Genomic DNA, 26,509 nt, shown 5'->3' with positions numbered 1-26,509 from the left:
ATTGCGCGGAAAGGCAGGTCATTCTATCTAGGACCCATGAGCCAGAACGCCGCCGTCCGCCGCTGGACAGACATCGCCAACCCATCGAGGTTTCTCGCGCTGGCAGACACGGTGCTGCCTTGGCTTTCGACAGCGGCGGGTCTGGTGCTGGCGGTCGGGCTGGTCATGGCCTTCGCGGCGCCCGAGGATTACCAGCAGGGCTCCACCGTGCGCATCATGTACATCCACGTGCCCTTCGCCTGGCTTTCCATGTTCTGCTACGCGATGATGGCGGGATCGGCGCTCGGCACGCTGGTATGGCGGCATCCGTTGGCCGACGTGTCGCTCAAGGCGGCTGCGCCCATCGGCGCTGTCTTCACGGCGCTCGCGCTCGCCACCGGCTCGATCTGGGGCAAGCCGATGTGGGGCACCTGGTGGGTGTGGGATGCACGGCTGACCTCGGTCTTCGTACTGTTCCTGATGTATCTGGGCATCATCGCCCTGACCCGGGCGCTGGACGACCCCGGCCGGGCGGCGCGGGCGGCGGCGATCCTGACGCTGGTCGGCTTCATCAATATTCCCATCATAAAGTTCTCCGTGGACTGGTGGAACACGCTGCACCAGCCCGCCTCAGTGTTCCGGCTGGACGGGCCTACCATCCACCCAAGCCTGCTCTGGCCGCTCTTGATCTGCGCTCTGGGCTTCACATTCCTGTTCCTTGCGCTCCACCTCATGGCCATGCGCGCCGAGATCTGGCGAAGGCGGGTGATCGCCATGCGCCGGCTTTCCGCCCGCGCAGCCGAGGCCGGACCGGCGGCGGAGCACAGGGCATGACGCATCTGGCTTACGTGGCAGCCGCTTACGGCGTTTCGACACTTGCCATCGCCGGGCTGATCGGCTGGATCATATTCGACCAGTCGGCGCAGAAGCGCATGCTGAAGGAGCTTGAAGCGCGCGGCATACGGCGGCGCTCCGCGAAGGCTCCCGAATGAGCGCGGCGGACGAGATCTCGCCGAGACGGCGCCGGCTGATCCTCCTCATGCCGCTTGCCGCCTTCCTGGCGCTTTCGGCGGTGTTCCTCGTCCAGCTCTTCTCCGGCCGCGACACCTCTGTCGTCCCCTCCGCCCTCATAGGCCAGCCAGCCCCGCAGACGGAGCTTCCGCCGCTGGAAGGCCTCCCTCTGCCGGGCGTCGATCCCGCCGATTTTGCCGGCAAGGTGACGCTGGTGAATGTCTGGGGCTCCTGGTGCGTGCCCTGCCGGCAGGAGCATCCGCTGCTGATGGAGTTGGCGGGCGAAAGCGATATCCGGCTCGTCGGCCTCAACTACAAGGACCAGCCGGAAAACGCCCGCCGCTTCCTCGGCGAGCTCGGCAATCCCTTCGACGCGATCGGAGTCGACCGGACCGGACGCGGGGCGATCGAATGGGGCGTCTATGGCGTGCCGGAAACGTTCCTCGTCGGGCCGGACGGCAGGATCCGCTACAAGCATGTGGGGCCGTTCACGCCGGAAAGCCTGCGCGAGGATTTGATGCCCCAGATCGAGCAGGCGCTTTCCGAGCGCTCGTGAGGCTTGGGCTGCCGATCGGCGAAGGAGCGGTTTGCGATGCAACAGGAGCATTTTGAAGGGCAGGCAAGGGCTTGCGACCGGCTGGGCTCTCCCTTCACCGCCCGCCTCTGCCGCATGCTGCCCCGATTGCTGGCGGAAGACACGGTGGCCGGCGGCCTGATCGCCGCTTGGCCGGGAGATGCCCGCGCCGACGCTCTGGCCCTGAGGCTCATCGGCGCCTTGCACCGACTGGTGCTGTCCGGCGACGACGCCGAGCTTGCCGAAGCCTATCCGCCCAACGACGTCTCCGACGAGGCATTGGAGAAGGCGGTCTCCGGCGCTCTGCACCGTCACGATGCGCGCCTGGCTCAAGCCCTCGGCTCGCCGCCGCAGACCAACGAGATCGCCCGGGCCGCGATGCTCCTGCCCGGGTTCCTGGCCATCGGACGGGAAACGGGCATGCCCATGGCCGTCCGCGAGATCGGGGCGAGCGCCGGGCTCAACCTCCTTTTCGACCGGTTCCACTATCGCTACGGCGATACGTGCTGGGGCGATGAGGCCTCGCCCGTAAAACTCGCGCCGGAAGTGCGGGGCAAAGCGCCGCCGCTCGGCGGCTTCCTCGACATCGCGTCGCGCGCCGGGTGCGACACGGCGCCGCTCGATGTGAGCGACAGTGCCGAAGCGCTGCGCCTGAAATCCTTCGTCTGGGCGGATCAGCAAGCAAGGCTGGAGCGGCTCGATGCAGCCATCTCCCTCGCCCGCGAAACAGCGGTGCAGGTCGAGAAGGCCGACGCCGCGGATTTCCTCGAGCGGGAGGTTGCGGCGCGAAGCCAGGACGAGGTCTTCGTCCTCTTCCATTCCATCATGTGGCAGTACGTGCCGGACAGGACCCAGCGCCGCATCGAAACTGTCCTCGATGAAGCCGGCAACGCCGCGGACGCGGCGCCGATCGCGTGGCTCCGCATGGAGCCGATTTCAACGGCGGAGCCCTTCGCGACCCTGCGCTTGACATTTTGGCCGGGCGGCGAGGCGCGCGACCTCGCCCACTGCGACTATCACGGGCGTTGGATCGAGTGGCTGGGAGGCCGGGAAGCCTAGTTCCGGGCTGCGATCGCCACGGCGGCTCCCGCCATCATCGAGGCGCTTGCGCGGTTGGCGATGCGCAGAGCCCGGGCGCTCTTCAGCAGCCGGCGCGCCTGGGCGGCAGCTATGATCCACGCGAAATCCACCGCGATCAACACCAGGAGCATTGTCCCGGTAAGCTCCGCCCAGCCGACGAAGCCGACGGCCGAAAGATCAATGATGGTGGGGAGCAGCGCCAGATAGAACATCATGATTTTCGGATTGCCGAGCGTGACGGCCATCCCCGTGAAGAAGAGCTTCCAGCGGCCGCCCGTCTCGGGGAGCTCCCCGGCTTCCACAGCGACCGGCGCCGTCCACATCTTCCAGGCCAGATAGAGGAGATAGGCTACGCCCGCATATTTGATGAGGAGGAAGGCAAGGTGAAACGTCTCGGCGATGAAGGCCAGGCCGAAGATCGCGCAGGAAAGCCAGATCGCCTCGCCGATCCACATGGCAAGCAGGAAAGGAAAGACGTCGCTGAACCCGCGCGCGATGACCCGCGCTACTAGCGCCGCAACGCTGGGCCCCGGCGAGCCGGCCGCAACGAAGAGCGCGCCGGCGAATATGATCAGCGAGGAAAGGTCCATGATGCCGCCGTCCATTCAGCCGGCGGCGATGATAGCCGTTTTACGCGGGGTGAGAAATACCCCGCCCCATCGGCCTATGCGACCGCGAGCCTCTGCTTCTCAAAACGCTTGCGCTCGTTGGGGTCGAGATAAAGCTTTCTGAGGCGGATTGACTTCGGCGTCACCTCCACCAGCTCGTCGTCCTGGATCCAGGAGAGCGCACGCTCCAGCGTCATGCGGATCGGGGGCGTAAGCTTGACCGCCTCGTCCTTGCCGGCGGCGCGGATGTTGGTGAGCTTCTTGCCCTTCAGCACATTCACCTCCAGGTCGTTGTCCCTGGAATGGATGCCGATGATCATGCCCTGATAGACCTTGGTGCCCGGATCGATGACCATCGGTCCGCGATCTTCCAGGTTCCAGAGCGCATAGGCCACCGCCTCGCCCGGCTCGTTGGCGATCAGAACGCCGTTCACCCGTCCTGGAATCTCGCCCTTATAGGGCTGGTAGGAATGGAACAGCCGGTTCATCACGGCCGTGCCGCGGGTATCGGTGAGCAGCTCCGACTGGTAGCCGATCAGGCCGCGGGTCGGCGCGTGGAAGACGAGGCGCTGGCGGTCGCCGCCTGAGGGGCGCAGTTCCACCATCTCGGCTTTCCGCTCCGACAGCTTCTGCACGATGATGCCCGCATGCTCCTCGTCGACGTCGATGACGACCTCTTCAATGGGCTCCAGCAGCTGGCCGTTGTCGCCCTTCTTCATGACGACGCGCGGGCGCGAGACCGCAAGTTCGAAGCCCTCGCGGCGCATCGTCTCGATGAGCACGGAAAGCTGCAATTCGCCACGCCCGGAGACGAAGAAGGAATCCTTGTCGGCGGATTCCTCGATCTTCAGAGCGACATTGCCCTCCGCCTCGCGGAAGAGGCGGTCGCGAATGACGCGGCTCGTCACCTTGTCGCCCTCGGTTCCGGCGAGGGGGGAGTCATTGACGAGGAAGCTCATCGTGACGGTCGGCGGGTCGATGGGCTGGGCAGCCATGGGCTCGGTCACGGAAGGATCGCAGAACGTATCGGCGACAGTGCCCTTCGACAGGCCTGCGATGGCCACGATGTCGCCGGCATGGGCCTCCTCCACCGCCGTGCGCTCAAGGCCGCGGAAGGCGAGGATCTTGGAGATGCGCCCCTGTTCCAGAAGGCTGCCGTCGACGCCGAGCACCTTGACCGCCTGGTTCGGCTTGACGCTGCCGGAGGCGATGCGCCCGGTGATGATGCGGCCGAGAAAGGGGTTGGCCTCGAGGATCGTGCCGATCATGCGGAACGGGCCTTCCTCCACCTTCGGCTCCGGCACATGCTTCAGCACCAGGTCGAAGAGCGGGGCGAGGCCCTGGTCCTTCGGGCCGGCGGGATCGACATTCATCCAGCCGTCGCGGCCCGAACCGTAGAGGATCGGGAAATCGAGCTGCTCGTCGGTGGCATCGAGCGCGGCGAAGAGATCGAACACCTCGTTGATCACTTCCTCGGCCCGGGCGTCCGGCCGGTCGACCTTGTTCACCGCCACGATGGGCTTGAGGCCCACTTTCAGCGCCTTGCCCACCACGAACTTGGTCTGCGGCATCGGCCCTTCGGCGGCATCCACGAGCAACACCGCGCCATCCACCATGTTCAGGATGCGCTCCACCTCGCCGCCGAAATCGGCGTGGCCGGGTGTGTCGACGATATTGATGCGCACATCCTTCCAGACGACCGAGGTCGCCTTGGCCAGGATCGTTATGCCGCGCTCCTTTTCGAGGTCATTCGAGTCCATGGCGCGCTCTTCGACGCGCTGGTTGTCGCGCACGGAACCGGACTGCTTCAGCAGCGCATCGACGAGAGTGGTCTTGCCATGGTCAACATGGGCGATGATCGCGATATTGCGGATTTTCATGTTCGCTCTTTTGGAGGTCGGTGGACGCGACGGGACGCGTCACATATTTCGTTGGCCGCGCTCATACAGGTTTTTTCGCAGGTGCGAAAGGGTGCACGGGCCGGGCAATTGAAAGTTCATATGGGGATTCAGCTGCCCTGTTGCCAGAGGTTCGAACTGCCTTGACCTTGCGAATTCGCTGAGGCATCGAACCGCATCTTTGCCGCGCCCCGCGAGTCGCGGACCTCATCCTTCAGCCGGAGAAAGCCATGGCCGACGACATCACGAATGAGACAGCGCAGACCGTTGCCGCCGGGCAGTTGCGCGCCTTCATCGAGCGCATCGAGCGGCTCGAGGAGGAGAAGCAGACCATCGCCGACGACATCAAGGATGTTTTCGCCGAGATGAAGGGATCGGGGTTTGACGTGAAGGCGGTGCGCACGATCATCCGCCTGCGCAAGAAGGATCAGGCCGAGCGCCAGGAGGAGGAGGCGATCCTCGATCTCTACAAGGCCGCGCTCGGCATGGCCTGAGCCGGGGGCCTCAAGGCCGTCCGTCGAGGTGGCGGGCGCGGCGCAGTTCCGGGAAGAGCCACGCCCAAAGGCCCGCAATCGCCACCGCGCCGACCCCGCCGAAGACCACCGCGGGGACCACGCCGACAAAGGCAGCCATGGTGCCGGCACGGAATTCGCCGAGCTCGTTCGAGGCGCCCACGAAGACCATGTTGACCGCGTTGACGCGGCCGCGCAGCCGGTCCGGGGTCCAGAGCTGGATCAGGGTCTCACGGATATAGACGCTGAACATGTCGGCAGCACCCAGCCCGGCGAGCGCCGCGATGGACAGCCAGGGAATGGTGGAAATGCCGAAGACGGCCGTAAAGATCCCGAATAGGGCGACGAAGAAGAACATGATGCTGCCGGCGTGGTCGCGGATCGGGTGGCCGGCGAGCCAGACCGCTACCAGCAGCGCGCCGATGCCCGGCGCGGCGCGGAGCAGCCCCAGGCCCCAAGGTCCAAGATCGAGGATGTCGCGCGCATAGACGGGGAGCAGTGCCACTGCGCCGCCCAGCAGCACGGCGAAGAGATCGAGCGAGATTGCCCCGAGCACGATCTTTTCCTGCCAGATATAGCGGAAACCGGCGAAGAGCGTCTCCAGCGTGGGGCGCTCCGACTCCGTCCGCTGCTGCGGCTTAGGGATGGAGAAGATCAGCACCGCTCCCGCCAGCATGAATATCGTCGCGGTGCCGTAGGCCGTTTCAGCCGAAAGCCCATAGAGAAGCCCGCCTGCGACCGGCCCGACGATTGTCGCCACCTGCCATGCGGTGGAGTTCCACGCCACCGCATTGGCAAAGTCTTCCGCCGGTACGAGGTTGGCGATCAGCGATGTCGAGGCGGGTCCCATGAAGGCGCGCGCGACGCCGAATACGGCGAGGACGGCGAAGACCGGCAGCACCGTGCCAAGGCCGCGCAGGGTGAACAGCAGCAGCGCCAGGGCGCAAGCCGCCTCAAGGACTATGCACAGCCCCATGATCATGCGCCGGCCGAAGCGGTCGGCCACCGCCCCTGTGACCAGGAACAGGAGAAGCGAGGGCGCGAACTGGATGATGCCAACGAGGCCGAGATCGAAGGGATCGCGCGTCAGATCATAGATCTGCCAGCCGACCGCCACGGAGACGATCTGCACCGCGAAGGATGCGAGCAGACGCGCCAGCCAATAGCGCGTGAATGCGCCGTGGCGGAAGGCGGCATAGCGGTCCTCGGGAGCGGAAGTTTCGGCGGAGTCCATGGGAAGTGACGCGGCGCTGTTTTCTCGCCGCAGGTCGGCGGCTGTGGTTGCCCCTTAGCGCAATCCGCGCGGTCCCGCGCGCATCATTTTGCCCTGGACCAACTATTTCCGTAACTTGTTGCGGGAAAGCCCGGCTGGTGGAGCTGAGGGGAATCGAACCCCTGACCTCATCATTGCGAACGATGCGCTCTCCCAACTGAGCTACAGCCCCGTATCGCCGGAATGGAGGGCATTTAGGTCTTGGCCGCCATGGCTGTCAAGCATGGCTTTGCGGCAGGACTTGCCGGGCCGCACGCCAGTGGCTACATGTCGCGAAACTCTGGGGAGACCGGAATGCTCGCGCTTCTACGCACCATTGACATGGCGCTCAGTATCTACTGGTGGTTCATCATCGGGGCGGCGATCTTCTCCTGGCTTTACGCGTTCAACGTGGTCAATCCGCGCAACCAGTTCGTCGGCGCGATAGGCAATTTTCTCTACCGGGTGACCGAGCCCGCCCTGCGGCCGATCCGCAGCGTCCTGCCGGACCTGGGTGGCATCGACATCTCGCCCATCATCCTGCTCCTCATCATCTTCTTCGTGCAGCAACTGCTGTGGACCACGATCGCACCGGCGCTCCTCTGATACAGGGAGCTTCCGGCGAGGTCGCTCAGTCCTTGGACATCGAGTCGATCTTGCGCTGCATGGCGGCGATCTGCTCGCGCAGCTCCTTCATATCATCGGAGCTTCCGCCCCCGGCTCCCGCCTGATTTGGCTCCTCCTGCCGGCCATTGGGAGTGCGCGCTGCGGGTGTGAACATGCGCATGGCGTTCTGGAACATCTCCATGTTTCGCCGGGTCTGATCCTCGATCATCTTCATGGGCAGGTTCATGGACATGAGATCGATCGGCGTCTTGCCGAAGGCTTGGCTCATCTGCTCGCGCATGCGTTCCTGCTCCTTGGCGAAGGCGAGCATCGACTGCTCGAGGAAGCTCGGCAGGACCATCTGCATCTGATCGCCGTAAAAGGAGATGAGCTGGCGGAGGAAGGAAATGGGCAGCATGTTCTGCCCGTTCTTGTCGTTCTCCAGTTCGAAGATGATCTGGGTCAGCACCGAATGGGTGATGTCCTCACCCGTTTTGGCGTCCTGCACCACAAAATCCTCGTCCCGCTTGACCATCCGGGCGAGGTCTTCGAGCGTCACATAGGTGCTGGTGCCGGTGTTGTAGAGGCGGCGGTTGGCGTATTTTTTTATGACCACCGGGTCGTCTTTCGCAGGCATTCCAGAAGCTCCCCTGGCGAGACAACAAAGGCGGCCTTCTGCCTGCCTTTTGGGCAGGATATGCGAAAGAATGCCGCAATTGGAAGCAGTTTTAGTTGCGCCGCCGCAACCGGTCTCCCGCGCCGCCCGACCGGCAGGCTGGCACGTGCAAAAGCGCGGTTGACCGGAGCGAAAGCCAGACGGTAGCATTCTTGCTGCAGCGCGAAACGCGGAAGTACCGCGCCCGTGCCGCTGCCGAAATCGATCCACTGGAGAATGCCATGCCCTCTGCCAATTCCATCGTGATCGCCAGCGCTGCACGCACGCCGGTCGGCTCGTTCAACGGGGCCTTCGCGCAGATCCCTGCGCATGAGCTCGGCAGTGTGGCGATCCGCGCAGCGCTGGAGCGGGCCGGAGTCGAGGCGCAGGAGGTAAGCGAAGTCATTCTCGGCCAGGTCCTGACCGCCGGCCAAGGTCAGAACCCGGCACGGCAGGCGGCGATGGCCGCCGGCGTGCCGAAGGAAGCCACCGCCTGGGGCCTGAACCAGGTCTGCGGCTCAGGCCTGCGCGCGGCGGCCATCGGCATGCAGCAGATCGCTTGCGGGGACGCGAGGATCGTCGTCGCGGGCGGCCAGGAATCCATGTCCCTTTCCCCCCACTGCGCGCATCTGCGCGGCGGGGTGAAAATGGGCGACTACGCCATGGTTGACACCATGATCCGTGACGGGCTGTGGGATGCCTTCAACGGCTACCATATGGGCATGACGGCGGAGAACGTGGCGCGTGCGTTCCAGATCACCCGCGAGGAGCAGGACCGCTTCGCGCTCGCCTCGCAGAACAAGGCGGAAGCCGCCCAGAAGGCCGGCCGCTTCAGGGACGAAATCGCCCCGGTCACGGTGAAGACGCGCAAGGGCGATCTGGTCGTCGACAGCGACGAGTATATCCGTCACGGCGCCACGCTCGAGGCCATGCAGAAGCTCCGCCCCGCCTTCGACAAGGAAGGAACGGTGACCGCGGGCAGCGCCTCCGGGATCAATGATGGCGCTGCCGTCATGGTTCTGATGAGCGAGGAGGAGGCTTCACGCCGAGGCATCGAGCCTCTGGCGCGCATCGCCTCCTGGGCTACGGCCGGCGTCGATCCTGCGGTGATGGGCACGGGCCCGATCCCCGCCTCGCGCAAGGCGCTGGAAAAGGCAGGCTGGCGGGCCGACGATCTCGACCTGGTCGAGGCGAATGAGGCATTTGCCGCACAGGCCTGCGCCGTGAACAAGGATATGGGGTGGAATCCGGAAATCGTGAATGTCAATGGCGGCGCGATCGCGATCGGCCACCCTATCGGCGCGTCGGGCGCGCGGATACTCAACACGCTGCTCTTCGAGATGCGCCGGCGCGGCGCCAAAAAGGGCCTTGCGACCCTCTGCATCGGTGGCGGTATGGGTGTCGCCATGTGCGTCGAGCGCTGACCGCGCCGACCGGGAACGGCAGCCATCGAGGAGGTGTGCGAGCCGGAGAATTGCAAAAGCTGCGGGAGCGGCCAAGGGGTGGCGTTAGACCATCCGGCGACCTATGGGGGTTGCACAGGCGGTGAATAGGCCAACAGAGCGCGAAACAGGGCTGCCTCCGCGTCACCTGCTTTTCATAACGGCTGGTCATGCTCGGCTGCTCATGACGGCTTCAATGGGAGACCTGCATGCCAAGAACGGCACTTGTGACGGGCGGCACGCGCGGCATCGGCGCCGCCATCTCGATCGCGCTGAAGCAGGCCGGCTATAACGTCGCGGCAAACTATGCCGGCAATGAAGAGGCGGCCAAACGCTTCAACGAGGAGACCGGGATTCCGACCTTCCGCTGGTCGGTGGCCGACTACGATGCCTGCGTAGCCGGCATAAGGGCGGTGGAAGCCGCGCTCGGCCCGGTGGACGTGCTGGTGAACAATGCGGGGATCGCGCGCGACGCGATGTTCCACAAGATGACGCCGGCGCAGTGGCGCGAGGTCATCGACACCAACCTCTCCGGCGTCTTCAACATGACGCATCCCCTGTGGCCCGGCATGCGCGACCGCAAATTCGGCCGCGTAATCGTGATCTCCTCCATCAACGCCCAAAAGGGACAGGCCGGCCAGGCGAATTACTCGGCGTCCAAGGCAGGGGAGATCGGTTTCGTCAAGGCGCTGGCGCAGGAGGGCGCGCGGGCCAATATCACAGCCAACGTGATCTGCCCCGGTTACGTTGCCACCGACATGGTCATGGCGGTGCCTGACACCGTGCGCGAAAAGATCATCGCACAAATCCCGGTCGGCAGGCTGGGTGAAGTTCAGGAGATCGCCCGCTGCGTGGTGTTCCTTGCAGCCGATGAGGCCGGGTTCATCACCGGCTCGACGCTGACGGCCAATGGCGGCCAATACATCGCCTGAGAGAAGCGGCCGACCGCGTCAAAATGGGACGGCATTGTTAACGCCGAGGCCCTTTCATGTTTCGACGCCTGTGGAAAAGCTGTGCACGATCGGTTGATAGGCGGTGGAGGCCACAGCATGTTGTGCAGAACCTTTCAAGAACCTCCGCGAAACAATGATTCGTCGCCCATTCGTTCCGGCTTTGGCCGGAAGGTTAACGCCTCCGACCGGGCGACGCGCTTTCGGTGGAAGCTTCCGTTAAGAAACATGAACAAATCCTTAGGGTTGCCTCTTCCGATCCAGAACCGGAGCGACCCGCGCCCGTCAAATCTTAATGCGGCGCCACGCGATCTTCTCACTAGAGCGAAACCCGATTCAGCATCTGGTTGGATTCCTCGGCGGCGGGACCAACTCTGGTGCCGAACAAAGAGTGAATCAATGCGAGTCAGTGATTCGTCGCCGATTCGTTCCAGAGTCGTTCCAAGGATTAACAGGGTGGCTATTTTGCCTTTTGCTCCTTCTCGGCCTTCCTATATGGAGGCGGCAAGAGCGGTGGACTTGCGCTCTTGGCAAGTTCTGCATGCGAGATTCCGTGTATGAATATTCAGCCGACGAAAAGCGATCTCGCCAGGCTCGACGGGCGAGGGGTTACGGCGGTCCTGGGGCCGACGAATACGGGGAAGACCCATCTGGCGATCGAGCGCATGGTCGCGCATTCGTCGGGCATTATTGGCCTGCCGCTGCGGCTGCTGGCGCGTGAGGTCTATCACCGCGTTGCCGCGCGTGTTGGCGAGCGTGACGTGGCGCTGATCACGGGCGAGGAGAAGATCATCCCGCCCGGCGCGCGTTACTCGGTCTGCACGGTGGAGGCCATGCCGCGCGAGACGGACGCCGCCTTTGTCGCGATCGACGAGGTGCAACTGGCGGGGGACCTGGAGCGCGGGCACATCTTCACCGACCGGCTCTTGCATCTGCGCGGCCGGGAGGAAACCCTGCTCCTGGGCGCAGCCACGATGCGGGGCATACTGGAAAGGCTACTCAAGGGCATTTCGGTGGTGACCCGACCGCGCATGTCGGTGCTCACCTATGCTGGGTCAAAGAAGATCACGCGGCTGCCGCGCCGCTCGGCGATCGTCGCCTTCTCGGCGGACGAGGTCTATGCCATCGGCGAGCTGATCCGCCGCCAGCGCGGCGGCGCGGCCATCGTGCTCGGGGCGCTGAGCCCCCGCACGCGCAATGCCCAGGTTGCGCTCTATCAATCGGGCGACGTGGACTATCTGGTGGCCACCGATGCGATCGGCATGGGGCTCAACCTCGACGTCGATCATGTGGCCTTCGCCCAGAACCACAAATTCGACGGCTTTCAGTATCGCGAGCTGACGGCGGCCGAGCTTGGCCAAATCGCAGGTCGTGCGGGCCGGCACGTGCGGGACGGCACTTTCGGCGTGACGGGCCAGGTCGATCCTTTCCCCGATGCGCTCGTGGAGCGGATAGAGACGCATCAATTCGAGCCGGTGAAGGTGCTGCAGTGGCGCTCGGCCGAGATCGACATTTCGAGCATCGACGCCCTGAAAGCATCGCTGGAAGCAGCGCCTCCGGTGGAGGGTCTCACGCGAGCCTTGCCGGCCGCGGATATGCGCGTGCTGGAACATCTTTCGCGGGACGACGACGTGCGCGCCCTGGCGACCACCCGCACGAAAGTCGCGCTCCTGTGGGATGCCTGCGCGCTCCCCGACTATCGCAAGATCGCGCCCGCCCAGCATGCCGAGCTGGTCAGCTCCATTTTCATGGACCTGGCGCGCGACGGTCATGTGGACGAAGACTACATGGCCGAGCAGGTGGAGCGGGCTTCTCCGACAGAGGGCGAGATCGACACGCTTTCGGCGCGCATCGCCCAGATCCGCACCTGGACGTTCGTCTCGCATCGACCCGGATGGCTGTCCGATCCGACACACTGGCAGGAAAAAACACGCGAGATCGAAGACAGGCTATCCGATGCGCTGCATGAGAGATTGACGAAACGCTTCGTTGATCGCAGGACTTCCGTGCTGATGAAGCGCCTTAGAGAGAATGCGATGCCGGAAGCAGAGGTCAGCCCTAGCGGAGAGGTCCTGGTCGAGGGCCATCATGTGGGGGAGATGCAGGGATTCCGCTTCACCGCCGACAGGACTGCGGAAGGCGAGGATGCGCGGGCCGTCAAAGCGGCGGCGCAGAAGGCGCTGGCTGCCGAGTTCGACCTGCGCGCCGAGCGTTTCTCCGCAGCGCCCAATGGCGATCTGGCACTCGGCTCGGACGGCCTGCTGCGCTGGATCGGCGCTCCCGTTGCGACGCTGACCGCGGGCGAGGACGCCCTGAAGCCGCGCATTGTCCTGCTTGCCGACGAGCAGCTGACCGGGCCGGCGCGCGACAAGGTCGCCGCGAGGGCGGAACGCTTCGTCAATTTCCAGGTGGAGAGCCTGCTGAAGCCGCTGCTCGATCTGCGCCAGGCGGAGATGCTCTCCGGGATTGCGCGCGGGCTCGCTTTCCAGCTCGTCGAGAATTTCGGTCTTCTTAATCGCCGCGACGTGGCGGAGGAGGTGCGTGCGCTCGACCAGGAGGCGCGCGCGGCCTTGCGCAGGCTGGGCGTGCGGTTCGGCGCCTATCACATCTTCATCCCCACGCTCATCAAGCCGGCGCCCGCGGGCCTGGCCACGCTTCTATGGGCGCTCAAGAACGACGCCAAGGACAAGCCCGGCTACGGCGACGTGGTCGCCGCCCTCGCGGCGGGGCGCACATCCGTAGTCACGGACCCGAGTTTCGAGCGGGCTTTCTATCGCCTTGCAGGCTTCCGCAATCTGGGCCGGCGAGCGGTGCGCATCGACATATTGGAGCGGCTGGCGGACCTGATCCGCCCGGCGATCGCCTGGAAGGCGGGCACCGGGAAGCGGCCGGAAGGCGCGTTGGGCGGCGAGGCTTTTGTCGTCACGCCTGCCATGATGTCGATTCTCGGCGCCACGGCGGACGACATGGAGGCCATCCTCAAGGGGCTGGGCTATCGCGCCGAGCCGAAACCTGCCGAGGAGGTTAGCGCCCGGCTGGCAGATCTCGATCGGCCCGCGCAGGCGGAGGCGGCGCCCGAAGATCCGGCCGAGGCTGGAGCTTCGGCCGGCGATGGCGGCTCTGAAGAGCCTGGCGATCCGGCCGGGCCGGCCGATCCTTCTTCTGAGGCATCGCCAGCAGCGGATCAGCCCTCCGCACCCGAGCACGAAGCCATCGGGGAGGCGCGGGATCAGACCTCGGCGCCGACCCAACCTGCAACCGGCGGGCTTGCCACCGGCCTCGGGCCGGCGCAGCCAGCGGATGTGAATGAGCCCACTCCCGTAGCGGACACGGCATCCACGCCGGCCGACGCCGAAACGCCGAGCCATTTTGCGGGCGAAGCCTCTCCTGCGCTGTCCGAAACCACTGTTCCCGAAGCAGCACCCGCTTCCGACGAAGTGCCAAAGCCTGTGCTCATATGGCGGCAGGCGCGGTTTGAGCGGCGGCCTGGTCAGAGGCAGGAGAAGCACGGGCGGCAGCAGGGGCAAGAGGGCCCGCGGCAGGCGACGGGCAAGCCCCGTCATTCCCGCCAGGCCGAAGCGGGGCGGGAGCGGAACGGCGGCGTGAAGAGCCGGGAGGGCCGTGAAGGCCAGCAGAACCGGCTGCAGCGTCGCGACGAGCGGCCGCAACGGCGCGAGGAAAGGCCGGCCAAGATCGATCCCAATTCGCCCTTCGCCAAGCTCGCCGCGCTCCGCGACCAGCTCAGGAAGTAGGGTTGTCCTTGGCCGCCGAGGAACGCCAGCGAATCGACAAATGGCTGTTCTTCGCGCGGGTGGTCAAGTCGCGCTCGCTGGCCGCGAAATTGGCGCAGGCGGGACGGGTGCGGGTCAACCGCGAAAAAATCGACCAGGCCTCGCAGATCGTGCGCCCGGGCGATGTGCTCACCATCACGCTCGACCGGCGGATCCTCGTCTATCGCGTCGTCGGTCCCGGTACGCGGCGCGGGCCTGCGGAGGAGGCGCGGCTGCTCTATGAGGATCTGACGCCACCGGCGCCCGCCGCGCCGCTCAATTTAGCTCCGCACCGCGACGCCGGCGCCGGACGCCCCACCAAGAAAGACCGGCGCGCCCTCGACGATTGGCAGGGCGACGGCTGACGCCGGCACAGGCTCGGCTGTTCCGCAAAGCTGTTCTCCTGCGACGTTGGGCAGCGGAATGGCGCACCTTGCCACGGCGCGGCAAAGGGTCTACCTCACCCGCCGTTGATTGCCAGACCGGAATAGCCGGGAGCTCCAGATGACCTATGTCGTGACCGACAACTGCATCAAGTGCAAATACATGGATTGCATCGAGGTGTGTCCGGTCGACTGCTTCTACGAGGGCGAGAACATGCTCGTCATCCACCCGGATGAATGCATCGATTGCGGCGTCTGCGAGCCCGAATGCCCGGCCGAAGCGATCAAGCCCGATACGGAGCCGGGTCTGGATCAATGGCTTCAGATCAATGCGGAATTCGCCGATAAGTGGCCGAACATCACCGCGAAGAAGGAACCTCCCGCCGACGCCAAGGACTACGACGGCGTCGAAGGTAAGTTTGAGAAATACTTCTCTCCCTCCCCGGGAGAGGGGAATTGAGCAGGGTGCGTTTTGCCTGATGATGGCGGCCGCGTCGTAATGCCGCATTGAAGCCGGGCGGAGAGGCACACTCCGGCCGCTGCTGTGCAGCTGCGGCAAATACTTGATTCTCTCGGCTTTTTGTGTTACCTATATGTGACATGCCGGAGACTATCGTCTTTTTGAAGGCGCAGACGAACAATCACTGAAGGTGGGGTTTTCTTTCCGGACCAGGGCAGCTTGGCGCCAGATGGTTTTTGCCGAGCTTGCGAATAAATCCTCCGGATCCGCCTCCAGCGCTTTTGAATTGCACCGGCACGCGGCCTCGGGCGGAGTGGATTTCATCCCGCCCCATCAAGAACAGGAGTGGTAGGCGTATGGCGACCCAGCAGAAAAAATCGGCAACGCGGCAGGGTTTCAAGACGGGCGAGTTCATCGTCTATCCGGCGCATGGCGTCGGGCAGATCGTCGCCATCGAGGAACAGGAAGTGGCCGGACACAAGCTGGAGCTGTTCGTCATCGATTTCCAGAAGGACAAGATGCGCTTGAAAGTGCCGGTCGCCAAGGCGACCTCCATCGGCATGCGCAAGCTGTCGGAGACGGACTATGTCGATCGGGCTCTGAAAGTGGTGCAGGGCCGGGCGCGCGTGAAGCGCACGATGTGGTCTCGCCGGGCGCAGGAATATGACGCGAAGATCAATTCCGGCGATCTGATCTCGATTTCGGAAGTGGTGCGCGATCTCTACCGCGCCGACAATCAGCCGGAGCAGTCCTATTCTGAGCGGCAGCTCTATGAAGCCGCGCTCGACCGCATGGCGCGCGAGATCGCCGCGGTCAATCGTATGTCCGAAACCGAGGCCGTGCGGCTGATCGAGGTCAACCTCAACAAGGGCCCGCGCCGCGGCGCCAAGGCGGAGAACGACGACACGGAGAAGGAAGAGGCCGCATAAGCCGCCACTTCCAGCATCAGGTTTTTGCAGAGCCCGGCCGTCCCAACGGCCGGGCTTTTTGTTTTCCGGCTAGGAATTTTGCCCTTTTAGCGGGCGGGAACCTTTTATGTTTCAGCCTTGTTACACGAAGCGATGCCGCCCCGTGCGCGGGCGTGACCGGGAACCCCGGTCCACCACCGGAGGCTGGCCGTGCGGTGGAATTCGGAGCGCCCAAGATGCAGGAAGACGCCAGGCGGAAACTGATCAAGGCAGCCATGACGGCACCCTACCTCGCCCGCGAGGAGGAGCACGATTTGGCGGTGCAGTGGAAGGAAAACCAGGATCAGCAGGCGCTTCACCGCATGATCATGGCGCATATGCGCCTCGTCATCGCCATGGCGGGAAAGTTCCGCAATTTCGGCCTGTCCATGAGCGATCTCATCCAGGAGGGCCATGTGGGCCTTCTGGAGGCGGCTGCGCGGTTCGATCCGTCGCGCGACGTGCGCTTCTCCACCTATGCTACCTGGTGGATCCGCGCTTCCATGCAGGATTACATCTTGCGCAACTGGTCCATCGTGCGTGGCGGAACCAGTTCCGCCCAGAAAGCGCTATTCTTCAACCTGCGGCGGCTGCGCATGAAGCTGCAGAAGGCCGGCGGCGCGACCCCCACCGAGGACGTATACCGCGAGGTCGCACAGGCGCTGCGCGTTTCCGAAAGCGACGTGGCGATGATGGACGCAAGGCTGGCCAGCCACGACGCCTCGCTCAACGCACCCCTCAGGAGCGACAACGATCCGGCGTCGGAACGCATCGATTTCCTGGTATGCGATGCGCCTCAGCCCGACGAGGTGGTGCGCGATACGATCGATGGCGAGCGGCGGGCCCAGTGGCTGCGTCAAGCCTTGGGAACGCTGAACGGCCGCGAGCTTACGATCCTGCGCGAGCGGCGGCTCTCCGAAGACGGCGCCACCTTGGAATCGCTTGGCGCCACTTTGGGCATCTCCAAGGAGCGAGTGCGGCAGATCGAATCCCGGGCGCTGGAAAAGCTGCGTACCGCACTGGTGAAGCGGCATCCGGAACTGGCTGCGTAGCGCTTCTGCACGACCTTGTCCTGGGGAACGTGCTTGCCACGTGTGGCCGTTCTCGCCCGCTCGCTGCCGATGGGCCACTAGCGGTCCGTGACGATCTTGACCTTGTCGCCCGCCGAAACAGTGCCCCCAGGGCCCAACCCGTTCAACAGGCGGAAGAGCTCCAGGTTGCGGTCCACCCCGACCATCTGGCTGGCCAGCGTTGCCACCGTATCGCCGGGCCGAACCTCGACAACGCGGATGCGCAGCGGACGCAAGGAGGCGATCTCCGCCTGGCTCAGGACACGGAAACTGCTGGTGATCGAACGTGCTACCGCGTCGAGCTGGCCGTTTCGGGGGGCGCCGGTGAGCAACCGGTAGACCTGGTCGCCGACCCTTACCACCGTCACGTCGAACTGCCACTCGTCCGCATAGGCGCGGGCGGATGCGGCCTGATGGCCATTGATCGTCGTCGTGCGAATGGAAGCGGGGTCGAGCCCGGCCAGCCATCCTTCCTGAAGATAGTCAGTGAGCGAAAGCGAACGCGACACAGTGGCGCCGTCGAAACGGAAGGCGAGATCGCCGGGCCCTGCGGCCACCACTTCACCGGCCGAATTGTCAATTACAAAGCCTTCCGGCACGGAAAAAGCGATGCCGAGGGTGGGGTGCAGGAAATTGCGCCCGCGCACATAGCCTTGATCGGGCTTGTCGCCGAACAGAAGACCGTCAACGCCTTCAAGAAAAGCGTCCCGATCGCGCACTCCCGTGCCGGGCATACCGAACTGCCGCGCGTGACGCTGCGCCAGCTCTATGCGCCGCGGCGCGTTGGGATGGCTCGCAAGGAAGTCAAGGCTGGTGTCGTGCTCTCCCCCAACGCTGTAAAACTTCTGATAGGCGTCCATGGAGCGCAGGAAACGCGCTGCCGCGTAGGGATCGTAGCCCACCCGGCCGATCGTGCCGATGCCGATGGCGTCCGCCTCCAGCTCCTGATTGCGTGAGAACTGCGCGAGCTGGAGCTTGCCGCGCACGACCGCCGCACGGGCTCTGGTGTCGGTGCTCACCACCTCCTCAACCACGCGCGAGGCAAGGGTCGCTTCGGCTTCCCGCCTCTGCCGCTCCAGCCCGTGATTGGCGGTCACATGCGCCATCTCATGCGACAGGACCGCCGCGATCTCGGCCGAATCGTTGGCCAGCGCCAGTATGCCGCGCGTGATGTAGAGATAGCCGCCGGGGAGCGCGAACGCGTTGATGTTCGGCGAATTCAGTATGGTGATGCGGTAGCTCTGCGACGGGTTCTGCGGATCCTGCGACAGCCTGCCTACCACCCGCGCAAGCATGCGCTCCACTTTGGGATCGGAATACTCGCCGCCATAGGTCTGCAGGATCTTTGGATGCTGGCGGCGGGCAAGGTTTGCCAGCGAATCACCCCGCGTCACGGTGTCGACCGTCACCGGGTTCGAGGACGGCCTGAAACCTGCATCGCCCGCGCTGAAGGATTGGCATCCCGAAAGCGCGAGCAAGGCCGCGCCCGCAAGCATTGCCGCGCGAAGACGAAGCTTTGCCGCGCTGTTCGGTCTCATGGCTGTGCTTGACGGCAGGGCAGGCATCTTCGAGGGGTCCGGAACTTCATTCGCGGCGACCTAGCCATAGTCCTCGATCAAAGACAATGATTTGCGCGCCACAGTTGCGAGGTGTAATGCCGCCGCCGTTCTGCCGGTAAATAATGACCAAATCGCGCCGGACAATGCCCGCGATTCATCTTCGCAGCTTTCTCTCCCCGAGATAGCGGTCGAAGGCTGCAGACCCTTGCCCGGACAGAAATTCCCCCGCGCCGCCCGCGCCTGCGATGCTGCCGTTTTCGATGAAGACGAGGGTTTCAGCCAGCCGCTCGGCGTCATGGGGGTCGTGGGTCGCCATGAGGATCGTCATGGCGTGCTCCCGGTGAAGCTCCGAAAGCAGGTCCAGCATCTCGTCCCGCAAAGCGGGGCCTAGCGAGGCGAAGGGCTCGTCGAGGAGAAGAACCGGCTGCCGTCGCACAAGCACGCGCGCCAAAGCGACCCTCTGCCGCTCGCCGCCGGACAGGGCGTGCGGCAGTCGCGCCTCTTTTCCCGAAAGCTCTGTCCGCGCCAGCGCTTCCCCGACCGCCACCCTGTCTTCTGCCGCAAGGCGGAGAGACGGCGAACGGCCAAGCCCCACATTCTGCTCCACGGTCAAGTGCCCGAAGAGGTTGTTCTCCTGGAAGATCATCGAAACCGGCCGGCCATAGGGCGGCAGGCGGGTGACATCCTCTCCGCCGATCATCACTCGCCCGGACAACGGTGTCTCGAAGCCGGCGATGAGGTTGAGCAATGTCGACTTTCCGGAACCGCTCGGCCCCATCAATGCGACGATCTGCGATGGGCCGACAGCGAGGTCGAACCGCAGCGGTGCGCCGCCCGGATAGGCGAAGGCGACAGACGCGAGTTCGACGGCAGCGCCTTTCGAGCTGGTCAGCGCCATGGCTTTTCCCTTGCCCAGTGGGCGGCGAAGAACATCAGCGCCAGGCAAAACAAGCCGAGAAAAAGCGCAAGGCCCGCGGCATCCGCCGTCCGGTAGCTGCCCATGCGCTCAAGCAGCAGATAGGGCAGAGTCTTCACCTGATCGCTGCCGAAGAGTGCGATCACGCCCAGATCGCCGAGCGACAACGCCATCGCGAAGGCGAAGCCAGTCGCGGCAGGCCGCTTCAGACCCGGCCAGTCGACGAGGCGAAAGCGATCGAGGCCGGTGATGCCGAGAGTAAGGCAGAGCTTCTCGTGCCGCGCGCTCGCCGCGTCGTAAGCCGGCCGAATGGCACGCATGGCGAAGGGCATGGCCATGACGGCGTTGACGGTCACCACCATGAGCGGAGCGAAGACAAAGACGTCGCCGAAGCGGCGCAGGAGTATGAACCATCCCGCGCCGATGACGATGGGCGGCACGATCAACACCAGGCTTGCGCCGGTATCGGTCAGCCGCTCGAGCGGCCCCGGGCTGGGGCTGCCGCGCGCGATCTCGAGCGCACGCCGGGCGGCGACCAACGCTATGGAAAGGAGGAGGCAGAGAAAAGCGGCGAGCGCCGCCAGGATGAGGCTCGTCGCCGTGGCAGCATGAACGGCCGGTTCGCGCGCGAGGCGCGACAGGTCGGCGACCAGACCGGCAATCACCGTCGCCGCCATGGGACCTGCCACAAAGGCCAGCGCCAGAAGAATGACAGCCGCATTGAGGCCGGTCTCGCCGGAGCTTGGAAAGACCGCCCGGCGCGATGTCGTCGGCAGGTTGGCGTCGCCGGTCATGGAGGCGCCGAGCCGGGCAAGAACGATGATAATCCCGGCAGTCAAAATCACCTGCACCAGGGTCAGCGCGATCGCCCGCGCGGGATCGAAGTCGAAACGCAGCGCCTGGTAAATCGCAACTTCAAGCGTGGTCGCGCGGGGGCCGCCCCCCAGGGTCAAAACGACAGTGAAGGAGATGGCGCAGATCATGAAGACGAGGGTGGCCACGCCTGGCAGGGCCGCCCTGATCGCCGGCCATTCGATCAGGCGGAAAATGGCGCCTGGCCCCATGCCGAGCTGGGCGGACAGCTTCCACTGGTCGGCCGGCACCGCTTCCAGCGCGGCGAGGAACAAGCGGGCGGCAAGCGGCATGTTGAAAAAAACGTGGGCAACCAGAATGCCCGAAAGCCCGTAGATGCCCTGCCATGTTTCGCCGGTAATCCAGGAAAGCGGCGGCGCCAGCAGGCCGGCCCGGCCATAGAGCGCGAGTACGCCCAGTGCCGCGACGATGCCGGGCAGGGCGAGCGGGACGGCAAAAAGCTGAAGGATGAGGCCGCGCCCCGGAAAACGCGGGTGACGGGCAAGCGCCCGGGCCACGAAAATTGCCGGTATCACCGAGAGCAACGTGGAAAGGCCGGCTTGCACCAGCGTGAACCGGGCCGCTCTGAGGAGGTAGGAATCGAAGGCGGCAATGGCCCCTTGCCACGACTGGACCGCCTCCACGGCAAGTCCGGCGAATGCGCCCCCGATGAGGATACCAATCGCGGCCAGCGCCAGGGCGCCGGCAGCGACGCGGCCCTGCTGCGACCGGTGCGCCGTCACCGGCTCATGACGGAGAGCCACTCGTCCACCCAGGCTTTGCGGTTCTCCGCCACTTCTTCGGGCGGGAAGAGCAGGGTCTTGGCCGGCTGGACCAGTTCCTGAAAGACAGGGTTGAGCGGGTTCGAGGTCTTCCCCGCCGGGAACATCCAGTTCCTCTCGGGAATGGCGTCCTGGAAGCCGGGGCCGGTCATGAAAGAGAGGAATCTTGCCGCCAGCGCGTTGTCGGCGGCCTTCTTGGTGCGTCCGGCAACTTCGATCTGCAGATAATGTCCTTCGGAGAAGGGCGCCGCCTTGTAGCGCTCCGAACCGTCCGCAATGCGGTGATAGGCGGGCGAGGTCGTATAGGACAGCACCATCGGCACCTCACCATTGGTGAAGAGGCCATAGGACTCGCTCCAACCCGGTGTGACCGTCAGCACCTTGTCCTGGAGCTTGGCCCAGGCGTCCGCCGCCTGATCCCCATAGACAGCCTTCATCCAGAGGAGCAGGCCAAGCCCGGGCGTGGAGGTGCGCGGATCCTGGATGGCGATCTTCAGATCGCTGTCGCTCTCCACGAGATCCTTGAGGCTTTGCGGAGGGCTGTCGAGCGCTTGCGTGTCATAGACGAAAGCGAAATAGCCGTAGTCGAAGGGAACGAACGTGTCGTCCTGAAACCCGCCGGGTATATCGATAATACCGAGGTCGATGCCGTGCGGGGCGAAGAGGCCAGTCTGCTTGGCCTCGTGGGTGAGGTTGGTGTCGAGTCCGAGGACGATATCCGCCTTCGTACTGCCGCCCTCGAGCCGCAGCCGGTTGAGGAGGGCCACGCCGTCGGCCACCGACACGAATTCGAGGTCGCAGCCGCATTCGGCTTCGAACGCCTTTTCGACGACCGGTCCCGGACCCCACTCGGACGTGAAGCTTTCATAGGTATAGACAGTGAGCTTTTCCTGGGCCGCCGCGGGCAGGGCCGCGAGAAAGCCCAACGCCAATGCCGGAAGGAATAGTTTCATGCGCATTCGGCGCCTCCTTTTGTCCAGGGGAATGAGGCGCCAGGCATCAGCGTCTAATCCCTCCGCCGGTACGATCCGGATCAGGTTCAGCGGGTTGGCGGGAACGCCTCTCAGCCGGCCTGCTCCCGCAAACCGGCACCCCGTTAGAGCGGAGCGAAAATAGGCCGGACCGAATGGAGGCGCAAGTAGGCGCAACACTCGCATCCGCCATGCCCGATGGGGCAAATAACTGCCGAGGCGTATACTTCCTTGCCTCGATCGCCGAATGCAACTATATAGCCGGGCATTCCCATACATCGGTGGTTTACCACCGCCCGCGCCGGGGACGCGGGCGAACATAGGATATTTCGCGATGGCCAATACGCTTCTCATGCCCAAGGCGACCGCCGTCTGGCTGGTGGAAAACACGGCGCTCACCTTCGATCAAATCGCCGAGTTCTGCAAACTCCACCCGCTGGAGGTGAGCGCCATCGCCGACGGCGATGCGGCGCAGGGCATTAAGGGCATGGACCCGGTGATCACCGGTCAGCTCACGCGCGAGGAGATCGCCCGGGGCGAGGCCGATCCGAACCATCGCCTCAAGCTGTCGGAGCCGAAGGTGCGGGTGCCCGAGACCAAGCGCAAGGGGCCGCGCTACACGCCTCTGTCGAAGCGGCAGGACCGGCCGAATGCCATCCTCTGGCTGGTGCGCAACCATCCCGAGCTCAAGGACGCGCAGATCTCCCGTCTGGTAGGCACGACCAAGTCGACCATCGAGCAGATCCGCAACCGGACTCACTGGAATTCCGCAAATCTGGTGCCGATGGACCCCGTGACGCTGGGCCTGTGTTCGCAGATCGACCTCGACATCGAGGTGCAGCGCGCTTCCCGTGGAGCACCGCCGGCCGCCCCCGCCGGGGATACGCTGCTGCCCGCCTCGCAGACGGAAAAGCTGCCGGTGGATGACATCGACCGCGAGGAACCGGAGGAGAAGGAGCTGGACGCGGATGCCGTCTTCGCAAAGCTCTCTTCACTGCGCTCGAAGCGGGATGACCAGGAGGAGTAAAGCTCCTCAGCCACAATAGGCAACGCGCTCGCCACCGTCATAGGAGCTGGCGAGCGTCCGAACGAGCAGGCTTTCGCCTACAGGCACTTCCTGCGTCGTGCTCACATCGGCGACCACCCGGCCGAAATATTTGTCGCCGCTGATATTGCGGATTCTGACGGTTGAGCCGCCGATCATCTCTTCGAGCGCCAGGCGCGCTTCATCCGCGGCCGCCTTCTCGATGGCGCAGCGGCTTCTCAATTCCGGCGCATCCACGCCGCGGATACGGACGCTCACCGTAATCGTCTGTCCCGGCCAGATCCGCGCCTCCGCCACGAACGTGTCGCCGTCGATCACCCGCACCACGTCGGCTTCCACAGGGCCAATGATCGTCTCGCCGGCAAGAACGGGCGCGGCCGCCAGTGCCGAGGAGGCTATCGAAGCTGCGAATCTGCATGTGTAGGACTATATTCCTACATGCTCTCCGATGCAAGCGGCCTCAAAAGTCGCTGGCAATGCCTTTGACTTCCCAGTCGCCATAGCGGGCCGGATCGAGCCCCTTTCGGCCGCCGATCTCGCGCGGGGCTGTCGCCTGCTGCTCGGCCTCTCTTTTTCGCCGCTCTTCCGCCTCTTGCAGGGCCCGCTGGGCGGCCGGCGGGAGAACCCGGCCGCGATCGGCTGGAACGGAATGCGTCTTTTGGTCTTCTCTCAACGCGGCTCCCTCGGGCTGCGCGCACCCTTGTTGAATATGCACAAAGCGCTTCCCATCATATAGGCGTGCGGCGGCCCGTAGGGCAATGGACCGGCGCCTGCGGAGAAACGGAGCCACTTGGATGAACATGATTCGCACGGCAATGCTTCTGGCGTTCATGACGGCGCTGTTCATGGCCGTCGGCTATGTCATCGGCGGCAGCGGCGGCATGATGATCGCCTTCTTCATCGCGGCGGCGATGAACCTCTTCAGCTACTGGAACGCCGACAAGATGGTGCTGCGGATGTATGGCGCGGTGGAGGTGGATGAGCGCACGGCACCGGAATATTACCGCATCGTGCACGACCTTGCCCAAAGGGCCGGGCTGCCCATGCCGCGCGTCTATCTCATCAACAATCCGCAGCCCAATGCCTTCGCCACCGGCCGCAACCCGCAGAATGCGGCGGTGGCGGCCACCACCGGCCTGCTGCATCGTCTTACGCCCGAGGAAGTGGCCGGCGTGATGGCGCACGAGCTTGCCCATGTACAGCACCGTGACACGCTGACCATGACGATCACCGCAACACTCGCAGGCGCGATCTCGATGCTCGGCAATTTCGCCTTCTTCTTCGGCGGCAACCGGGACAACAACAATCCGCTCGGCTTCATCGGCATCCTGATCGCCATGATCGTCGCGCCGCTTGCGGCCATGCTGGTGCAGATGGCGATCAGCCGCACGCGCGAATACGCAGCTGACCGGCGCGGTGCGGAGATCTGCGGGCAGCCCCTGTGGCTTGCCTCCGCGCTCAACAAGATCGCCCGCAGCGCCCACCAGATCGTCAACCCACAGGCGGAGCGCAATCCAGCCACGGCACATCTCTTCATCATCAACCCGCTATCGGGCGAGCGGATGGACAACCTGTTCTCCACCCATCCAAACACGGAGAACCGGATCGCAGCCCTTCGGGCCATGGCTCACGAGTTCGGGCCGGCGGCTGCATCCGCCACCAGTTTCCCAACGGGTGAGCCGGACGTGGAAGGCCCCTGGGCCATGACGGCGCGGCGGGCCAGGAGAGGCCCCTGGTCGTGAGCGGGCAGGGGGCGTCGCAGCGAACCAGACCCCACCGGACGAAGCCGCCCGCCGGGCGGCCGCAGACGGAAGATAAGCCCGGCCTTCCCGCGCGCAAGGCGGCGGCGAGGCTTCTTGGTGCGGTGATCGACGCGCGCACGCCGCTCGACGCCCTGACCGATGGCGAGCATGGTCACCCGCAATTCCTGAGCCTCGACCAGCGTGACCGGGCGCTGGTCCGCGCCATCCTCGTGAGCGCCCTGCGCCATCGCTGCACCGTCGAAAAGCTCATCACGCAAAGGCTGGAGCGGCCGCTGCCGCCAAACGCGCACTCGCTTTCGCATATCCTCCATGTCGCGGCGGCACAGATCCTCTTCCTCGACGTGCCGGACAGCGCGGCGGTCGATCTTGCCGTGGCGCAGGCCAAGGATGATCCGCGCGCGCAGCGCTTTTCCGGTCTGGTCAACGGCGTCTTGCGCAACATCGCCCGCCAGAAGGAAGTCGCCCTGCCGGAGGCGCTTGCCAGCACGCGCGACGCGCCCGTCTGGTTCGCCGAACGGCTCGAAGCCATCTATGGCAGGGAGCATGCCGATGCGGTCCTTGAGGCGCACCGGATCGAGCCTCCGGTCGACTTTACGGTAAAGTCCGACCCGCAGCTTTGGGCGGAGCGGCTGGGCGGTCGTGTGCTTCCGAATGGGTCGGTGCGCATCCAAAGGCTGACTGCGTCCGTCCCTGAGCTTCCGGGCTATGCGGAAGGGGAGTGGTGGGTGCAGGATGCCGCCGCCAGCCTGCCGGCGCGGCTGTTGGGCGATGTCGCCGGCCTGGCGGTCGCCGACCTCTGCGCCGCGCCGGGCGGGAAGACGGCCCAGCTTGCGCTTGCCGGCGCGCGCGTGACTGCGGTGGATATCTCCGCAAGCCGGCTGAAGCGCCTGAACACCAACCTGGAGCGGCTGCGGCTCTCCGCCGATATCGTGAAGGCGGATCTGCTGGTCTGGAACCCAGATCGGAAATTTGACGCGGTCCTGCTCGATGCGCCCTGTTCCTCGACGGGCACTGTGCGGCGCCACCCGGACGTGCCCTGGACCAAGAGCCCGGAGGACATAGCCAAGCTCGCGCAGCTGCAAAGAAAGTTCCTCGAAAGCGCGTTGCGCCTCGTTCGTCCAGGAGGGCTTGTCGTCTTTTCCAACTGCTCGCTCGACCCCGCCGAAGGAGAGGACCTTCTCCGGCAATTGCTTGCCGAGCGGCCGGATGTGGCGCTCGAGCCGATACTCCCCCAGGAACTGCCGGGGGCCGAGCATTTCGTCACGGCCGAGGGGTTTCTGCGCACCACGCCGGCCACTGGAGACGGCGAGGGCCGGCTCGGCGAGGTCGACGGCTTCTGCGCCGCGCGGCTCAGACCCTTGTGAGCGAATTAATCCTTCGCACAAACCCTTGAATCATCTAGTGTCCCGGTTGGATTCGCGGGC

Annotated in this window: 26 protein-coding genes, 1 tRNA gene and 1 riboswitch; of the genes, 16 read left to right on the top strand and 11 right to left on the bottom strand. The window is 64.9% G+C overall.

Annotated elements, in window-relative coordinates; all coding sequences use genetic code 11:
* Positions 1 to 36 precede the first annotated feature (36 nt).
* From RIN79_RS00990 to RIN79_RS00975, 4 genes are read left to right on the top strand one after another with little or no spacing between them, the layout of a single operon-like run.
* Complete coding sequence (locus RIN79_RS00990) at positions 37 to 813, top strand: heme ABC transporter permease (RefSeq protein ID WP_309082727.1); 777 nt, start codon at positions 37 to 39, stop codon at positions 811 to 813.
* Positions 810 to 971: a heme exporter protein CcmD gene (gene ccmD / locus RIN79_RS00985; RefSeq protein ID WP_309082726.1), complete on the top strand. Its 162-nt coding sequence runs from the start codon at positions 810 to 812 to the stop codon at positions 969 to 971. Before RIN79_RS00990 ends, ccmD begins: the two co-directional genes overlap by 4 nt.
* Positions 968 to 1,546 (top strand): DsbE family thiol:disulfide interchange protein, encoded by a 579-nt coding sequence (locus tag RIN79_RS00980; RefSeq protein ID WP_309082725.1) that lies wholly within the window; start codon positions 968 to 970, stop codon positions 1,544 to 1,546. The genes ccmD and RIN79_RS00980 overlap by 4 nt, the downstream gene beginning before the upstream one ends.
* A gap of 36 nt (positions 1,547 to 1,582) precedes the next feature.
* Positions 1,583 to 2,623, top strand: coding sequence for a DUF2332 family protein (locus RIN79_RS00975; protein ID WP_309082724.1), 1,041 nt, complete (start codon positions 1,583 to 1,585; stop codon positions 2,621 to 2,623).
* Here RIN79_RS00975 and RIN79_RS00970 read toward each other — a convergent pair.
* Together RIN79_RS00970 and typA are read right to left on the bottom strand one after the other, a co-directional pair.
* Positions 2,620 to 3,234 (bottom strand): LysE family translocator, encoded by a 615-nt coding sequence (locus RIN79_RS00970; protein WP_309082723.1) that lies wholly within the window; start codon positions 3,232 to 3,234, stop codon positions 2,620 to 2,622. The two genes, RIN79_RS00975 and RIN79_RS00970, sit on opposite strands and share 4 nt — an antisense overlap.
* A 74-nt stretch (positions 3,235 to 3,308) precedes the next feature.
* Positions 3,309 to 5,132 carry a translational GTPase TypA gene (gene typA, locus RIN79_RS00965; RefSeq protein WP_309082722.1) on the bottom strand — a complete coding sequence of 608 codons (1,824 nt, stop codon included), beginning with the start codon at positions 5,130 to 5,132 and terminating at the stop codon, positions 3,309 to 3,311.
* Between the two features lie 248 nt (positions 5,133 to 5,380).
* Here typA and RIN79_RS00960 point away from each other — a divergent pair, with 248 nt between their 5' ends.
* Positions 5,381 to 5,644, top strand: a complete 264-nt coding sequence (locus RIN79_RS00960; RefSeq protein WP_309082721.1) for a DUF2312 domain-containing protein — start codon at positions 5,381 to 5,383, stop codon at positions 5,642 to 5,644.
* Positions 5,645 to 5,654: 10 nt separating this feature from the next.
* Here RIN79_RS00960 and RIN79_RS00955 read toward each other — a convergent pair whose 3' ends face one another.
* Together RIN79_RS00955 and RIN79_RS00950 are read right to left on the bottom strand one after the other, a co-directional pair.
* The gene (locus tag RIN79_RS00955; RefSeq protein ID WP_309082720.1) at positions 5,655 to 6,896 is read right to left on the bottom strand and encodes an MFS transporter; all 1,242 of its coding nucleotides are present in this window, start codon (positions 6,894 to 6,896) and stop codon (positions 5,655 to 5,657) included.
* A 135-nt stretch (positions 6,897 to 7,031) separates the two neighbouring features.
* Positions 7,032 to 7,107, bottom strand: a tRNA-Ala gene (locus RIN79_RS00950).
* Positions 7,108 to 7,229: 122 nt separating this feature from the next.
* Between RIN79_RS00950 and RIN79_RS00945 the strand changes: the two genes are divergently transcribed.
* Entirely contained in the window at positions 7,230 to 7,520 is a 291-nt protein-coding gene (locus tag RIN79_RS00945) for a YggT family protein (protein ID WP_309082719.1), read from the top strand.
* A 25-nt stretch (positions 7,521 to 7,545) separates the two neighbouring features.
* On the opposite strand, the gene phaR is transcribed toward RIN79_RS00945, so the two are convergent.
* Positions 7,546 to 8,157, bottom strand: coding sequence for a polyhydroxyalkanoate synthesis repressor PhaR (gene phaR / locus RIN79_RS00940; RefSeq protein ID WP_309082717.1), 612 nt, complete (start codon positions 8,155 to 8,157; stop codon positions 7,546 to 7,548).
* 260 nt (positions 8,158 to 8,417) lie between these two features.
* On the opposite strand from phaR, the gene RIN79_RS00935 reads away from it, so the two are divergent.
* The 7 genes from RIN79_RS00935 (at position 8,418) to RIN79_RS00905 (ending at position 17,179) form a co-directional block, all read left to right on the top strand.
* The gene (locus RIN79_RS00935; RefSeq protein ID WP_309082716.1) at positions 8,418 to 9,599 is read left to right on the top strand and encodes an acetyl-CoA C-acetyltransferase; all 1,182 of its coding nucleotides are present in this window, start codon (positions 8,418 to 8,420) and stop codon (positions 9,597 to 9,599) included.
* Positions 9,600 to 9,826: 227 nt separating this feature from the next.
* Complete coding sequence (gene phbB, locus RIN79_RS00930) at positions 9,827 to 10,549, top strand: acetoacetyl-CoA reductase (RefSeq protein ID WP_309082715.1); 723 nt, start codon at positions 9,827 to 9,829, stop codon at positions 10,547 to 10,549.
* Between the two features lie 575 nt (positions 10,550 to 11,124).
* Positions 11,125 to 14,319, top strand: coding sequence for a helicase-related protein (locus RIN79_RS00925; RefSeq protein ID WP_309082714.1), 3,195 nt, complete (start codon positions 11,125 to 11,127; stop codon positions 14,317 to 14,319).
* Between the two features lie 2 nt (positions 14,320 to 14,321).
* Entirely contained in the window at positions 14,322 to 14,702 is a 381-nt protein-coding gene (locus RIN79_RS00920) for an RNA-binding S4 domain-containing protein (RefSeq protein WP_375165850.1), read from the top strand.
* A 139-nt stretch (positions 14,703 to 14,841) separates the two neighbouring features.
* Positions 14,842 to 15,180 (top strand): ferredoxin FdxA, encoded by a 339-nt coding sequence (gene fdxA, locus RIN79_RS00915; RefSeq protein WP_309082712.1) that lies wholly within the window; start codon positions 14,842 to 14,844, stop codon positions 15,178 to 15,180.
* A 356-nt stretch (positions 15,181 to 15,536) separates the two neighbouring features.
* Entirely contained in the window at positions 15,537 to 16,109 is a 573-nt protein-coding gene (locus RIN79_RS00910; RefSeq protein WP_309082711.1) for a CarD family transcriptional regulator, read from the top strand.
* 215 nt (positions 16,110 to 16,324) lie between these two features.
* The gene (locus RIN79_RS00905) at positions 16,325 to 17,179 is read left to right on the top strand and encodes an RNA polymerase factor sigma-32 (protein WP_309082710.1); all 855 of its coding nucleotides are present in this window, start codon (positions 16,325 to 16,327) and stop codon (positions 17,177 to 17,179) included.
* Positions 17,180 to 17,256: 77 nt separating this feature from the next.
* Here the strand turns inward: RIN79_RS00905 and RIN79_RS00900 are convergent, their stop codons facing one another.
* The 4 genes from RIN79_RS00900 to thiB all read right to left on the bottom strand — a co-directional run bounded on the left by RIN79_RS00900 (position 17,257) and on the right by thiB (position 22,259).
* Complete coding sequence (locus RIN79_RS00900; protein WP_309082709.1) at positions 17,257 to 18,735, bottom strand: M48 family metalloprotease; 1,479 nt, start codon at positions 18,733 to 18,735, stop codon at positions 17,257 to 17,259.
* Between the two features lie 175 nt (positions 18,736 to 18,910).
* On the bottom strand, positions 18,911 to 19,654 hold the full coding sequence (thiQ, locus tag RIN79_RS00895) for a thiamine ABC transporter ATP-binding protein (protein ID WP_309082708.1): 744 nt from the start codon (positions 19,652 to 19,654) through the stop codon (positions 18,911 to 18,913).
* Complete coding sequence (gene thiP, locus RIN79_RS00890; RefSeq protein ID WP_309082707.1) at positions 19,645 to 21,288, bottom strand: thiamine/thiamine pyrophosphate ABC transporter permease; 1,644 nt, start codon at positions 21,286 to 21,288, stop codon at positions 19,645 to 19,647. Before thiP ends, thiQ begins: the two co-directional genes overlap by 10 nt.
* A complete protein-coding gene (gene thiB, locus RIN79_RS00885) occupies positions 21,264 to 22,259 on the bottom strand; it encodes a thiamine ABC transporter substrate binding subunit (protein ID WP_309082831.1) in 996 nt (331 codons plus the stop codon). The genes thiP and thiB overlap by 25 nt, the downstream gene beginning before the upstream one ends.
* A 40-nt stretch (positions 22,260 to 22,299) precedes the next feature.
* Positions 22,300 to 22,412: riboswitch (TPP riboswitch) on the bottom strand.
* A gap of 199 nt (positions 22,413 to 22,611) precedes the next feature.
* On the opposite strand from thiB, the gene RIN79_RS00880 reads away from it, so the two are divergent.
* Positions 22,612 to 23,304 (top strand): DUF1013 domain-containing protein, encoded by a 693-nt coding sequence (locus tag RIN79_RS00880; protein ID WP_309082706.1) that lies wholly within the window; start codon positions 22,612 to 22,614, stop codon positions 23,302 to 23,304.
* A gap of 6 nt (positions 23,305 to 23,310) precedes the next feature.
* Here the strand turns inward: RIN79_RS00880 and RIN79_RS00875 are convergent, their stop codons facing one another.
* Together RIN79_RS00875 and RIN79_RS00870 are read right to left on the bottom strand one after the other, a co-directional pair.
* Positions 23,311 to 23,649 (bottom strand): thermonuclease family protein, encoded by a 339-nt coding sequence (locus tag RIN79_RS00875; RefSeq protein ID WP_309082705.1) that lies wholly within the window; start codon positions 23,647 to 23,649, stop codon positions 23,311 to 23,313.
* 133 nt (positions 23,650 to 23,782) lie between these two features.
* On the bottom strand, positions 23,783 to 23,995 hold the full coding sequence (locus RIN79_RS00870) for a DUF1674 domain-containing protein (protein ID WP_309082703.1): 213 nt from the start codon (positions 23,993 to 23,995) through the stop codon (positions 23,783 to 23,785).
* 121 nt (positions 23,996 to 24,116) lie between these two features.
* Between RIN79_RS00870 and htpX the strand changes: the two genes are divergently transcribed.
* Both htpX and RIN79_RS00860 read left to right on the top strand, forming a co-directional pair.
* Entirely contained in the window at positions 24,117 to 25,064 is a 948-nt protein-coding gene (gene htpX, locus RIN79_RS00865) for a zinc metalloprotease HtpX (RefSeq protein ID WP_309082702.1), read from the top strand.
* The gene (locus RIN79_RS00860) at positions 25,055 to 26,449 is read left to right on the top strand and encodes an RsmB/NOP family class I SAM-dependent RNA methyltransferase (protein ID WP_309082830.1); all 1,395 of its coding nucleotides are present in this window, start codon (positions 25,055 to 25,057) and stop codon (positions 26,447 to 26,449) included. Before htpX ends, RIN79_RS00860 begins: the two co-directional genes overlap by 10 nt.
* Positions 26,450 to 26,509: the final 60 nt, after the last annotated feature.

The organism is Chelativorans sp. (assembly GCF_031180965.1).
Classification (GTDB): Bacteria; Pseudomonadota; Alphaproteobacteria; order Rhizobiales; family Rhizobiaceae; genus Chelativorans.
Note: the sequence above shows the minus strand (reverse complement) of the source record. Positions and strands in the feature narration are given on the sequence as shown.